Raw genomic sequence first — 11,999 nt, forward strand, 5'->3', positions numbered from 1 at the left:
GGTCGAGCTTGTTTGACCGCCTCCGGATCGAACTCTCGCGACGTCCTCAATTGGGATAGCAACGTCCTCGCCAGACCGCGGCTGCTCAAAGCAGCACCTGGATCTTTGGTGGAGGGCGAAACGTTACGCATTGGACCAGCTTTCAGGGCAAATCGCGCTGTCGGAGGTACGGGTCATCGGACTGTCCGGTCAAATGCATGTGGCTGTTTTGTTGAACGGTGATCTGGCCCCGATAGGCCCCGCAATCCTGTGGAATGACAGCAGGGCATTGCGTGAATGCGAAGAGCTTGGTGCGACCGATGCTCGGATTGGTCATTTTGCCAGCATCCCTCCTTTGCCGGGTTTCACAGCGCCCAAGTTTGCTTGGTTGCAACGACATGAACCTGCCACCCATCGCCGAATTGTTCATATCTTGTTGCCGAAGGACTACATCGGTTTATGCCTGTACGGGGAATTGGTTACCGACACCTCGGGCGACGCCGGGACACTGTGGCTGGATCACGCCACGCGCGTTTTGGCACCCCGGCGTTGCTGAAGCTACTGATACGAGGTCGGATTGGCTGCCGCAGGTTTTTAGCGGTTGCGAATTTGTTGGAAAAGTGACGGCGCAAGCTGTTGAAGTAAAATGATTGAGACGCGGCGTGCCTATCGTAGCTGAAGAAAGAGATGCTGCAACCGGGCCGGTATCTCTGGGCGCGACTGAAGTGGTATAGGGCTTCATCTTCTTGGGTACGGCCGGGCAATAGTTCGTGGTGGATCGTAGGTACAAACCCAACCCCGACCGATATGTGCATGCTTTTGCGCACACACTACCGGATCGCTGGAAACATACGACGGTGATGCTAAACGGTGCAAGGCCGATCTCATGGATTGGCGGTCAATTGGGGCTGTCTGCTGCCGAAGCTGTTGCGCTTGCCGAAACGGTTGAAAGGGATCGGATGCTAATATTTCTACCATATGTCACCGGCGAGTGCAGTCCTCTGGGCGATCCGAATACCCGGGCCTGTTTCTTTGTTCTGGAGGATTCTGCGACACGCGCTGACATTTACCTCTCTTTGGTTGAGGCGATTGCCTTCTGCTTTGCAGATACCGCGTAGAGTTTCGGTGGGAAGATCGACGAATTGCCAGAATTGGCAGCCATAGGGGGAAGGAAATCAGTCGGACCTCTTGCCGGGTGTGATAGTAGTGGTGATAGAAAGCCAGTGACGCGATCAGAGGGATCAGATCTGGCCTCGCGTATGGCGCGGCCATGCTGGCTGCTGCGCAATAGGTGCGTTTGATCTTGCCGAACTGGCGGTGCAACGCGAAGCAATGGACCGTTTTGAACCCGCTGAATCCAGCGCCCTGAGCGACAGATTAATGCTGTATCGTCGACTAAAAACGCGGTCAGTGCAGTCGAATGACCCTTGTCCAGTCGTCTTTTTGGCCACCTGCGCAGGCTATCTACCATTTTTGATAAACGCGCTTCCAGCGCATTCGATCTGTTTGCAGGGTTGCAGGAATTGGAACTCAGGGCTTTTTCACTGTAGTCGACCCGCCTAACATTACTGTTTTGATGAAATTGGCGACGGGTTGCAGATTTACATGACGGAGAGCCACAGTGAATTTCGGCAGAGAGCCCAAATTGTCTATTCGTTTTTTTTGCTGCGTGCGCTCGCAGCAGGAGAACCTCGGCATTTGCAAATTTTGAACAATGCAGCGCTGACACGAAACCAGCAATTCGTCGTTCGCACGGGATAGATTCAAGCTGCATGAATCAATTCGCGGGACATTCTGTTTCTATCACGCAGGTCAACTATCGGTTTGTGCTCGCCTTAAACGACTTCGTGTGAGAGGCGGTTTCACGCTCTGTCTCTCGTTGATGCAGTCCCGTACCAGCACCAGCATTAACTGTTGGCGAACGAACTAAGTCGACAAGGTCAAGGCCATCGAGTACTCACGGTTTCGACTGTGTTCTGATGTCCTTGAGAGATTTTTGCATAGCGACAATGAGAGCGTCTCGCTCTGCGGCGAGACTCTGGGGAGATCGCCCATTTGCCACGTCGTTAATACCTTGAACGAGCGCTTCGACTACGTCGTCATCGAGGTGCGGCTGACCCAATCCGTCCCACCAACCGTTGAACGTGTCCCGGAAGTGTTCACAAAAGGCACGCAATCCACCATTACCCGCCCCCAGGTTAAAGAGCATCGTCGGACCCATTGCAGCCCATCTTAAACCAGGCCCAGCCCACATGGCCTTGTCTATGTCTTCCACCGATGCCACGCCTTCAATGGCCATGTGCACCGCTTCGCGCCAGACCGCGGCCTGCAATCGGTTGGCCACATGACCGGGCATGCCTTTCTTGATGCGGATCGTGACTTTGCCGATGTCTTTGTAAAACGCGTCGGTTCGTTCAAGCACGCCAGGTCCTGTACGCGCGTTCGCCGTGAGCTCCACTAAGGGGATCAGGTGCGGTGGATTGAAAGGATGTCCAAGAATGAGAGGCGCGGGGTCTTTCCAACCCAGTTGCAAGGCCTCGAGAGTCATGCCTGAAGTCGAGCTTGAGACAATCGAACCTTCGCTCAGCACCGGTTCAATTTCCGAGTACAAAGCGTGTTTGATCGCTTCTCTTTCTGGGACGTTTTCCTGCACAAAATCGGCACTTTCAACCGCTTGGGATGCTGTCGTAGCAAATGTCAAATCGTCCGGGGTTGCCCTTTCGGTCAACCCTAACTCTTCGAGCGTCGGCCAGGCAGTCTCCACGGCCTTGCGGGTTAGCCTTTCCGTGTCCAAAGCCGGGTCATAGACGGTGACCGATCGCCCAGCCGCAAGAAAAAGCGCAGCCCAGCTTGATCCGATAACGCCAGCACCAAGTATCGCTGTTTGGGAGATCGCTGACATCAGAATACTCCGGGGTTGAGAGGCGACGCGGCTGTCATGCCGCCATCAATGGTAAAGAGCTGGCCCGTTGCAAAACCGGCCTCATCTGAGGCGAGCCAGACCGCCGTGCGGGCAATGTCATTCGGTTCTCCGAACCGACGAACAGGGTGGCGCGCCAACGCGTCCCTTTTCGCCGCGACCGGGTCGTTCGCTAGATCGAACCCGGCCTCTAGCATACCTGTATTGATCCAACCCGGACAAATTGCATTGCATCGAACATTGGGGCCATGATCCACCGCGATCGACCGTGTGAGCGCATGTACAAAGGATTTTGATGCATTGTATAGCGCCATAGATGGGTCAGCGACGTTGCCGGAGATCGAGCCGATATTGACGACACTGCCACCCGCTCGGATGTTCGGAATGAAGGCGCGGCAACAGTTGAAAACGCCCCTGCAATTGGTGCCAATTACGAGATCCCAATCCGCGTCGCTGCTTTCCGTCACCGTCTTTTCAACTTGAACGCCCGCGTTGTTGACCAAAATGTCTATCGCACCGACCGCCAAGGCGACTTGTTCTACGGCTCTGGGGTCGCTCACATCAAGACTGTGCCAGTCGCAGGGTAAGGCGTCCGGGGCGTCGCCACGCCCGCACGCGATGACCGATGCGCCCTCGGCGAGGAAGGCTTCGACAATTGCACGTCCGATCCCCTGACGTCCGCCTGTAACGAATGCACGTTTTCCAGCCAACCGCATCAGTGCGCAACCATCACATGGCGGATCGAGGTATAGGCGTCGAGCGCGTAGACGCTCATGTCACATCCGGTGCCAGATCCTTTCATGGCCGCCCACGGCATTTCTGGCGTTCCCACACCATGCGTGTTGACCCAAGTGAAGCCGTAGCGCAGACGCGATGTCATCGACATGGCCCGCCCCACATCGGCCGTCCAGACAGAGGACGCGAGGCCATATCGACCCGCGTTGGCAACCTTGATGGCCTCATCAGCATCCGAGAACCGCGAGAGCGTGACAACCGGGCCGAAAACTTCATCCGTTGCAATCTCGGCGGCGCTATCAACGTTGGCAACGACCGTCGGCTGATAGAAGAAGCCGGAACCGTCTCCGCTCGCACCGCCAGTGACAATCTCAAACCCCAGGCGCGCACGATCGACAAAGGCTGCTACGCGCTCGCGTTGAGTGGCTGACACGATGGGTCCCATTTCCGTGCTTTCGTCTTTCGGAGCGCCCAGCTTGATCTGTTTGACCTGTGCTTCAACCGCTGCGACTAGCTTTTCGTAGACGCTATCCTGCACCAGAATCCGGCAAGGTTGTGCGCAATCCTGTCCGGCATTGAAGAAACTGCCGTATCGGATCGTTTCGGCCACGGTCTCCAGATCTGCATCCTCGAAAACAATGACCGGAGCTTTGCCTCCAAGTTCGAGATGCACATGGCGGATTTGCTGGCTCGCGGCCCTCATGGCTGCCATGCCTGTTGCTGGGGACCCGGTGACGGTGATCGCTTCCATCTGGGGACTGTTGATCAGTTGATCGCCGATCGTTGGACCGGAGCCGTGGATTACATTCAAAACCCCTTTTGGCAGGACGTCTTGCAGAAGGTCCGCAAGCCGCAAAGTGGACAAGGGCGTAATCTCTGATGGTTTTAGAACAACTGTACAACCAGCTGCGATCGGCGCCGCAATTTTCCAAGCTGCCATCATCAGCGGATAGTTCCAAGGCGCAATCGCTGCCACTGGGCCAACTGGGTCGCGCCGGATCATTGACGTGTGGCCCGCTACGTATTCTCCTGCGGCAGACCCTGTCATAGTGCGCGCGGCACCGGCAAAGAAACGGAAAGTATCAATCGTCAGAGGAAACTCGTCGTCACGGGCCGAGGGCCAAGGCTTGCCGACATCAAGACTTTCGAGCTCTGCCAATTCATCCTGTTTGGACTCAATGATTTCCGCGATCTGCAATAGCAGGGCGGCGCGTTCTACAGGGGGAGTATGCCGGAATGTCTCAAACGCTTCTTCGGATGTCTTAACAGCCGCGTCGACCTGGTCGGCGCTGGCTTGCGCGATCTGACCGATGGTCTCTCCGGTAGCGGGGTTCAGCACGTCAATCGCGGCTCCGGTCCCATCGACCATTTCCCCGTTGATCAGCATTTTTGTCTGCATGTTTTCTACTACCCCGATCAGAAGTTTACCCGGTCCGCGCCCTTGAGCGCCAATCGCTTCCGCACCTCGGCGGGTGTTGCGACGGTCAGTCCGAGGTTCTCGACTATTTCCCGTATTTTTCGGACTTGCTGAGCGTTTGACGTCGCAAGTTCACCTTTGCCAATGAACAGGCTGTCTTCCAGTCCAACCCGAAGGTTGCCGCCTAAGAGTGCGGCCTGTGTCGCGAAAGGCATCTGATGACGCCCGGCTGCCAGCACCGACCACTCATAGTTTTCAGAACCAAAGAGCCGATCTGCGATCGTGTGCATGTGCATCAGGTTGTCAAGATCGGCTCCCACGCCCCCCAAGATGCCGAACACCATCTGGATCAAGAAAGGCGGCTTGATGAGTCCTTGGTCCACGAACCATTTCACATTGTAAAGGTGTCCAAGATCGTAGCATTCAAACTCGAACCGCGTGCCATGCTCCCCGCCGAGTTTCTCGATGGCATACCGGATTGTCTTGAACGTGTTGGGAAAGATAAAATCCTCGGTCATCTCGAGGAAAGAGCGTTCCCAATCGTGCTGGAACTCCGTGTATTTCTGCAGCATCGGGAAAATGCCAAAGTTCAACGAGCCGACGTTCAGCGATGCCATTTCCGGACTTGTTCTGGTCGCGGCAAGCATCCGGTCGTCCATTGACATGCCGAGACCGCCGCCGGTTGAAACGTTGATCACGGCATTGGTCGATTGTTTGATGACCGGCATGAATTGCTGGAACAGCTCGGGCCTTGGATCAGGCTTACCTGTTTCGGGATGGCGAGCGTGTAGGTGGATGATTGACGCTCCGGCTTCTGCGGCTTCAATGCTGGCGGTTGCGATCTCGGCCGGTGTGATTGGCAGGTGCGGGCTCATTGTTGGGGTGTGGATACCCCCAGTTGGGGCGCAAGTGATGATTACGGATTTTGGCATGTCTCACCCTCTCGTAACGCAACGAGTCGCAGGTACTGTCGTGGGTCTAGGGGGCGGTAGATCAGATGCACGTCGGGCATTTCTCCGAACGTAAAGCGGCGCATAGGTGTCTCTGCCTCTTCCATCGTTCTGGGCTGAATAATGACGGTCATAGGCGCATTTGCTGAACCTGAGCGCTCAGCCCTCCGTCCAACACCCATAGCTGCCCGCTGGCATATCGTGCCTCGTCACTGGCCAGCCAGTTGACGAGGTTCGCAATGTCTTCGGGCGTGCCATAGGTGCGCATCGGATGCACGTCGCGCACCGCTTGCTGCAGTTCATCAATGGTCTTACCGCCACCACCCGAGCCGTCGCCGGTAAAGAAGCTCTGGAGCATTGGCGTGTCAATATACCCGGGGCAAATCGCGTTGACGCGGATGCCTTCGGGCCCGTGATCACAGGCCATGGCCCGGGTCAGCGCGTGAACCGCGCCCTTCGTGGCGCAATAGGCCGCAAGCCCCGGATCCGCGATGAATCCGTCATAGGAGCCGAAATTGATAAGAGAGGCGGACGAGCCGCCCATTGCTGCCGCGCGCATCAGGGGCAGCGCGTGTTTTGAGGTCAGAAACGTGCCCGTCACGTTCACCGCAAAAGAGCGGTTCCATTCTTCAAGGCTGGTTTCCTCGATCGTTTTTTCGATCTCAATACCGGCGGCGTTCACCAGAATATCTAGTTTGCCATGTTCTTGGCGGACCTTCTCCATCGCGGAAATGGCTTCTGGCTCGGAGGTCACATCCAGCCGAACGAAGCGGCAACGAGCCTCGACAGCCCCCGCTAAAGAACCGCTTTCGCTCAGGTCGGCCGCGTAGACCATGGCGCCTTCCCGCGAGAGGCGATCCACTATCGCGCGGCCAATACCGCCGCGACCACCAGTCACCAATGCGACTTTTCCGTCTTGAGTCCCCATTAAGTGTCCTCTCCCGTTGGCGGAAAGCGGTAACGCGCGGCTGCCACCGTCCAATCCATGTTGTTGCGCACATATTCCTGACTGGCGTCGCGCGGCGGATTGTAGTCCCAAGGCTCACTGGCCCCAGCCTCCATTGCCGCGTGAAGTGCACGTCGCGATTTCTGGGTGCGCAAGACATCTGCCCGAAGGCCTTTGCTGTCCCAGCGTTCTGCGACCTCTGCGGCGAAGGCGGCTGCCGCCTCAGAGTAAGCGGGATTGTTGACCAGATTTGAGCGCTCATCGGGGTCGTTGGACACATCGTAGAGCTGCGGCGGATCCATATCGCAGTGGATATACTTCAACGTGCCGCGCCGGATCATGAAGACGGGCCATGGCGTCATCTCGGCGCAATATTCGCCAATTGCGATGTCCTCGGACGCATCTTCGCCGCGTGCAAGGGACATCAAGGACCGCCCGTCTATCGGCTCACCCAGCATGTCAGGCCCTCCGCCTGCGACATCGAGGAAAGTCGGCAAAAGGTCGACCAGGGAACAGGCGTTTGACACAGCGCCGTTGGACACACCGGGTCCGGCGAAAATCATCGGAACGCGTGCGGAATGCTCAAAAAAGGTCATCTTGTACCAAAGACCCCGCTCACCGAGCATGTCCCCATGGTCGGCCGTCACGATGATCAGGGAATTGTCGATCTCGCCGGTGTCTTCCAGCGCTTTCACAATCGCGCCGACCTTGCTGTCGAAATAGCTAACATTCGCCAGATATGCGCGACGGGCACGGCGTACTTCTTCTTGGGTCAGTGGCACGGTCGAGGCCTCGATCCCGTCCATTACACGCTTCGAAAACGGATCGTGCTGATCGAGAGGCAAGCCTTCCGGCATGTCGACCTCGTCATCGCTGTAAAGATCCCAGTATTCCGGCTTGGCAACGTAAGGGTCGTGCGGGTGGATAAAGCTTGCCACTAGGCAAAACGGCGTGTCATCGCCTGCGGCCCGATCTCTGCCACGGTCGATCAACCAACGTCGCGCCGCGAATTCAACCTCGTCATCATAGTCGGTCTGGAATGTGGCAACCGCCACACCACTTTCCTTGACTGTTTGCATGTTGTGGTACCATTTATCGATCCGCTCATCATGGGCCTCCCAGTCTGGGGTCCACGCGAAATCTGAGGGATAGATGTCGGTTGTGATGCGATCCTGAAACCCATGCATCTGGTCAGGTCCGACAAAATGCATTTTGCCCGAAAGGCAGGTCCGATAACCCAGTGCTTTCAGGTAGTGTGCAAATGTCGGCACACTTGCACGAAACTCCGAAGCGTTGTCATAAGCCGCGATCCGGCTGATAAGTTGTCCGGACATGAACGCGAACCGCGACGGCGCACAGAGCGGCGAATTGCAATAGGCGGCGTCAAAGCGTATTCCCCGCGCGGCAAGCGCATCCATATGCGGGGTTTTTGCAGTCTTGTGCCCGTAGGCGCCTATAAAATGCGGGGCCAACTGATCGGCCATCACTACTACGATATTCGGCCGCGTCATGGGGCCGCCCTTGCATAGGCATCGAGGACCAGACCGTGGAAATGATGCACCGCATGTTCGGATTTTCCCGATCCTGATGGATCAGAAACGATACGACCTTGTGTAAAGGCCGGCGTTTCCATCCCGCGCTGCACGCTTTCGACAAGGCCGATATCCTCAACTTGCAATACTTCGTCCAGATAGCGCATCGCATCGAGTTCCATCGAGTCCGGTTCCGGCGTCTCGAGGAAGAAATCATAGGTCTCCATCGTGCGATCCGGCCCGACGGGAATGATATTGAGCACAATTATGCTGGACCGGCCCGGATATCGCATCAGACATGTCGTGGGCCATAGCCACCAAACGGCATGGGTTTTCACTGTCGCGTTTGAGACGTCATACGCGGTATTAGCGTTTTTCCCGGCGTCAGCCATGTGGCTGGAATAGATCCCATATGTCGTGACTTGGTACGTGTCCATGTCCACAAGATCGCAAAAATCTTTGTGGGCGGTCGGACAGTGGTAGCACTCAAGAAAGTTGTCGACGACATTCTTCCAGTTGGATTTGATGTCGTAGGTCAGTCGCTTGCCAAAGGTGAGCTTGTCGATATCAGGCGCCCAATAGCGGATCTCTGTCTCAAGATTGCCGGATTGCTCCGCAAGAGAGGCGGCCTGCGGGTCAAGATTGACAAAAACGAAGCCTGAAAATTCCTCAACTTGAACGGAATCCAAACAAATGTCGCGCGGCGAGAAGTCTTCTAGATGATCGGTTTCGGGCGCACGGACAAGCTGCCCGTCGAGCTTATACACCCATGCATGATAGGGGCACATGATACGGGTCGTTTCACCCTCGCCGCTCAACAACTCGTGAGCTCGGTGTTTGCAGACGTTGTAGAACGCCCGCAAAACCCCTTCGCGATCCCTGACCACGGCGATCGGGTGACCTGCAATGCGCGTCGCCACATAGGACCCGGGCGTGCGCAGCTTTTCGACATGACACACCCACTGCCAGGACTTGGCAAGGATTCCGGCGCGATCCACCTCGTACCAATCCGCGTCCACATAAGCCTCTTTGCGCAATGAGAGCGCTCGATTGGGATCGGGGTCGAAGCCAGCCTTGATTGCTTCGAACGCGCTTTGGTCTGGAAACTTGGTCATGGCTGTCCTCGCGGCTGGAATCGGGCTCCATAAAAACAACATCTCTCGGATTTCAGCGGCAAGCTTATTACCGATGGCCGAAGTTTTAACTTAAATCGCCACCTATCGCGGTGCGCGGTGCATTGGCCATGCTCTGAACTCGAATGGAATTCGTCCCTGCACACGGTCTTTGCTTGGCGGCAGGCCAAAACGTTCTTTGTAGGCTCGACTAAAGTGGACCTGACTCGAAAATCCGCTCGCAAAGGCGATTTCGGACATGCTTAGATCTGTTTGCGTTACGAGGCCACGAGCACGGTCGAGACGGATGTCTCGATAGTAAAGGGCCGGTGTTTTCCGCACAAATTGAGCAAAGAGCCGATCGAGTTGGCGATGCGACAATCCGACATGTCGGCAGACCTCTGCAATGGACAACGGTGTTTCTAAGTTCTCCTCCATGACCTGAATGGCGGCGCGTACACTCGTCGGGACAGAATTGCCTAGTGGTTCTGCATCCTCTGGGTATTGCAATGCCCCATGATCGCGGACCGGTGGGGCAAACACATAGCGTGCAGCAGCATTTGCCAGAGCACTGCCGTGGGACTGCTGGATCAGATGCAAGGCCAGATCAAGCGACGCAACTCCCCCACAGCAGGTCACCCGACGGCGATCGATGACCCAGAGTGCCTCACTAATGTCTGTGTTTGGAAAAAGCTCTTGGAACGCATCAATATGTTCATAGTGGACTGTTGCAGTGTAGTTCTCCAGCAATCCGGCTTGGGCGAGAATAAAGGCCCCGGTATCTATACCCCCCAAGATCGCCTGACGTTTTGCGGCATTTCTGAGTTCCGCACGAATTGCTGTCGAAACATGTCGCTCGGGTTCCCAGCTTGAGGATACTACGAGCATGTCTGCGTCATTCATCCCTGCATCTGAGAACTTGGTGGAGTTAACCTCAACACCGTTGCTCGCCGACACCATGCCGCCCGTCTCGGACACGATTTTCCAACGAAACAACGTCATCCCTTCGAGGTAATTGGCGGCTCGAAACGGATCGAGAAATGTCATCGTGGCCGCCAAATTGAAAAAAGGTGTTACAGCGATTCTTAATTCGTTCGCCTTGTCCTTTCCCCCTTGTTCGAGCATCTGCCAGTTCCTCTTGATCTGTTGCTAAGGCGGAACGCGTGTCCAACCAAGTAAAATTTTCGGCCAAAGCCTTACATATTGGGATCGAGAGTCATGCCTAGCCTGTTCGTTAATCAAGCACGACAGGGAGAAGAACCATGAAAAATAAGCTGACCGCTTTCGCTTTTGCGGCTGCCCTTGGAACCGCAGGCGCGGCGTATGCGGACTGCGGTGAAGTCTCGATCACTGAAATGGATTGGGCGTCGTCCACCGTGGCGACTCATGTCGCGAATTTCCTGATGGCCAATGTCTACGGATGCACCATGCAGCTTTTACCATCCTCTTCAACCCCGGCTATGGCGTCCATTGCTGAAACTGGTGAGCCAGACATTCTGCCCTAGCTTTGGACAAATTCTTCGCCGGTCTACTTAGGTCAAGTCGCAGAGAACAAGCTGGTCGAATTGACCCATTTCCTTTTTGACGGAGGCATCGAGGCGTGGTGTATAGCCGATTGCCTGGCTGAAGAACAACCGGAACTGACCAGGATCGATGGAATTTTGGCCAATCCGAAACTCGTCGGCGGCCAATTCCATGGCTGACCTGCTGTTTTGGCATGTGTTGCTGTAAACAACAACAGTCTCCGCGTCATCAACGCCGCTGGGAACGGCTTGGAGCGATTCCAGCATGGTTCAGGCGAGACGCTCGCCGCAGCGATTACCGCTGCCTATGAAAGCAAAGCACCATGGTATGGCTACTATTGGGCTCGAACATCCGTTTTGGGCCAGTACCCCATGGTTCAAGTTGAAGTTGCTGGATTCGAGCAGGCAGCCCATACCTGTGACGGTGAGCCTGGATGCACCAATCCCTAGGCATCTGCTTATCCGACCGTAAAGGTCGTGACTGCCGTTGCTCCGGGCTTGCTCGAACGGGAACCCGAAATCGTCGAGTTCCTGACAAACATGTCCTTCAGGAACGCGCAAATGGGTGAAGTGTTGACCTGGCAGGATGCAAACGGAGCGTCCTGCAAAGAAGCGGCCGCTTTTTTCCTGCAAAACTACGGCGACGTCTGGGGCAACTGGCTCAATGACGATGCGCGCGGCAAACTCGCTGCCTTGCAGCAATAACAGGACAAAGGATGAAAGGCGCGCTGGGTTTAGCTTAGGCGTGCCTTTTCGCCATCAGCGGGGGATTCAATGGCAACCTATGGAAGACTTTTCAATGCGTTTGGCGCGCTAAAAAGGGTTAGTTATTCCGACACTTGCTGCGGCGCGGCTAACTAAACTAGGCTATCGCTGCAACGGCCA

At 55.9% G+C, this 11,999-nt stretch carries 11 protein-coding genes and 2 pseudogenes; 4 read left to right on the forward strand and 9 right to left on the reverse strand.

The window, feature by feature from the left end:
- Positions 1-46: 46 nt before the first annotated feature.
- Together ACR0AI_RS14645 and ACR0AI_RS14650 are read left to right on the forward strand one after the other, a co-directional pair.
- Positions 47-535: pseudogene (locus tag ACR0AI_RS14645) on the forward strand (FGGY family carbohydrate kinase); the annotation flags it as partial.
- Between the two features lie 214 nt (positions 536-749).
- Positions 750-1,097: an FGGY-family carbohydrate kinase gene (locus ACR0AI_RS14650; RefSeq protein ID WP_480701375.1), complete on the forward strand. Its 348-nt coding sequence runs from the start codon at positions 750-752 to the stop codon at positions 1,095-1,097.
- An 839-nt stretch (positions 1,098-1,936) separates the two neighbouring features.
- Here the strand turns inward: ACR0AI_RS14650 and ACR0AI_RS14655 are convergent.
- The 8 genes from ACR0AI_RS14655 to ACR0AI_RS14690 all read right to left on the reverse strand — a co-directional run bounded on the left by ACR0AI_RS14655 (position 1,937) and on the right by ACR0AI_RS14690 (position 10,716).
- Positions 1,937-2,881, reverse strand: coding sequence for a 3-hydroxyacyl-CoA dehydrogenase NAD-binding domain-containing protein (locus tag ACR0AI_RS14655; protein WP_480675417.1), 945 nt, complete (start codon positions 2,879-2,881; stop codon positions 1,937-1,939).
- A complete protein-coding gene (locus tag ACR0AI_RS14660; RefSeq protein ID WP_480675415.1) occupies positions 2,881-3,615 on the reverse strand; it encodes an SDR family NAD(P)-dependent oxidoreductase in 735 nt (244 codons plus the stop codon). The genes ACR0AI_RS14655 and ACR0AI_RS14660 overlap by 1 nt, the downstream gene beginning before the upstream one ends.
- Positions 3,615-5,033 carry an aminobutyraldehyde dehydrogenase gene (locus ACR0AI_RS14665; RefSeq protein WP_480701377.1) on the reverse strand — a complete coding sequence of 473 codons (1,419 nt, stop codon included), beginning with the start codon at positions 5,031-5,033 and terminating at the stop codon, positions 3,615-3,617. The genes ACR0AI_RS14660 and ACR0AI_RS14665 overlap by 1 nt, the downstream gene beginning before the upstream one ends.
- A gap of 17 nt (positions 5,034-5,050) precedes the next feature.
- Positions 5,051-5,983, reverse strand: a complete 933-nt coding sequence (gene kce / locus ACR0AI_RS14670) for a 3,5-dioxohexanoate:acetyl-CoA acetone transferase (protein ID WP_480675411.1) — start codon at positions 5,981-5,983, stop codon at positions 5,051-5,053.
- A gap of 148 nt (positions 5,984-6,131) precedes the next feature.
- Positions 6,132-6,929 (reverse strand): SDR family NAD(P)-dependent oxidoreductase, encoded by a 798-nt coding sequence (locus ACR0AI_RS14675; RefSeq protein WP_480675409.1) that lies wholly within the window; start codon positions 6,927-6,929, stop codon positions 6,132-6,134.
- Positions 6,929-8,458 (reverse strand): choline-sulfatase, encoded by a 1,530-nt coding sequence (gene betC / locus ACR0AI_RS14680; protein WP_480675407.1) that lies wholly within the window; start codon positions 8,456-8,458, stop codon positions 6,929-6,931. Before betC ends, ACR0AI_RS14675 begins: the two co-directional genes overlap by 1 nt.
- Complete coding sequence (locus ACR0AI_RS14685) at positions 8,455-9,498, reverse strand: aromatic ring-hydroxylating oxygenase subunit alpha (protein ID WP_480675405.1); 1,044 nt, start codon at positions 9,496-9,498, stop codon at positions 8,455-8,457. The genes betC and ACR0AI_RS14685 overlap by 4 nt, the downstream gene beginning before the upstream one ends.
- 198 nt (positions 9,499-9,696) lie before the next feature.
- Positions 9,697-10,716: a GlxA family transcriptional regulator gene (locus ACR0AI_RS14690; RefSeq protein ID WP_480675403.1), complete on the reverse strand. Its 1,020-nt coding sequence runs from the start codon at positions 10,714-10,716 to the stop codon at positions 9,697-9,699.
- A 137-nt stretch (positions 10,717-10,853) separates the two neighbouring features.
- Between ACR0AI_RS14690 and ACR0AI_RS14695 the strand changes: the two genes are divergently transcribed.
- Positions 10,854-11,096 carry a glycine betaine ABC transporter substrate-binding protein gene (locus tag ACR0AI_RS14695; protein WP_480675401.1) on the forward strand — a complete coding sequence of 81 codons (243 nt, stop codon included), beginning with the start codon at positions 10,854-10,856 and terminating at the stop codon, positions 11,094-11,096.
- A 27-nt stretch (positions 11,097-11,123) separates the two neighbouring features.
- Here the strand turns inward: ACR0AI_RS14695 and ACR0AI_RS14700 are convergent, their stop codons facing one another.
- Positions 11,124-11,288, reverse strand: a complete 165-nt coding sequence (locus ACR0AI_RS14700; protein WP_480675399.1) for a hypothetical protein — start codon at positions 11,286-11,288, stop codon at positions 11,124-11,126.
- A gap of 15 nt (positions 11,289-11,303) precedes the next feature.
- Between ACR0AI_RS14700 and ACR0AI_RS14705 the strand changes: the two are divergent.
- Positions 11,304-11,819: pseudogene (locus tag ACR0AI_RS14705) on the forward strand (glycine betaine ABC transporter substrate-binding protein).
- The last annotated feature ends 180 nt before the right edge of the window (positions 11,820-11,999 follow it).

The sequence above is a fragment of the Ruegeria sp. BG3 genome, assembly GCF_056538485.1.

Coding starts and splice junctions, on each gene's coding strand:
- ACR0AI_RS14675 (WP_480675409.1), bottom strand. CDS start 6,929: ATGGGGACTCAAGACGGAAAAGTCGCATTGGTGACTGGTGGTCGCGGC.
- ACR0AI_RS14660 (WP_480675415.1), bottom strand. CDS start 3,615: ATGCGGTTGGCTGGAAAACGTGCATTCGTTACAGGCGGACGTCAGGGG.
- ACR0AI_RS14700 (WP_480675399.1), bottom strand. CDS start 11,288: ATGGAATTGGCCGCCGACGAGTTTCGGATTGGCCAAAATTCCATCGAT.
- ACR0AI_RS14690 (WP_480675403.1), bottom strand. CDS start 10,716: ATGCTCGAACAAGGGGGAAAGGACAAGGCGAACGAATTAAGAATCGCT.
- ACR0AI_RS14665 (WP_480701377.1), bottom strand. CDS start 5,033: ATGCAGACAAAAATGCTGATCAACGGGGAAATGGTCGATGGGACCGGA.
- kce (WP_480675411.1), bottom strand. CDS start 5,983: ATGCCAAAATCCGTAATCATCACTTGCGCCCCAACTGGGGGTATCCAC.
- ACR0AI_RS14695 (WP_480675401.1), top strand. CDS start 10,854: ATGAAAAATAAGCTGACCGCTTTCGCTTTTGCGGCTGCCCTTGGAACC.
- betC (WP_480675407.1), bottom strand. CDS start 8,458: ATGACGCGGCCGAATATCGTAGTAGTGATGGCCGATCAGTTGGCCCCG.
- ACR0AI_RS14655 (WP_480675417.1), bottom strand. CDS start 2,881: ATGTCAGCGATCTCCCAAACAGCGATACTTGGTGCTGGCGTTATCGGA.